At 64.1% G+C, this 290-nt stretch carries 1 pseudogene; it reads left to right on the top strand.

Annotated features, from left to right (window positions below):
* Nucleotides 1-290: pseudogene (locus EN852_RS39670) on the top strand (amine oxidase); the annotation flags it as partial.

The following is a 290-nucleotide window of genomic DNA, read 5'->3' as shown; positions in this document are numbered from 1 at the left end:
CTGCAGGTCATTTCCTATGAGGGCGGTGCGGTGTTCACGCGCAACGGCGACTACCTCGCCAATTACCGCGACCACGACGCGCACCGGCGCGAATTCGCCCGCTTCTCCAAAAGGGATGCCGAGGCCTATGACCGCTACTCTCGCGACGTGACGCGCCAGTGCCGCTTCATCCAGCCGTTGCTGATGCGCACCGCGCCGGACCCGACCAGTTTGCGACCGCGTGACCTCGGCGAACTGCTCTATCTCGGCAAGAAATTCGCCGGTCTCTCCGCCGAGGAAATGGCGCTGAC

Source organism: Mesorhizobium sp. M2E.F.Ca.ET.209.01.1.1 (assembly GCF_004010375.2).
Lineage (GTDB): Bacteria > Pseudomonadota > Alphaproteobacteria > Rhizobiales > Rhizobiaceae > Mesorhizobium.
This window is presented reverse-complemented; position numbering and strand designations above follow the sequence as displayed.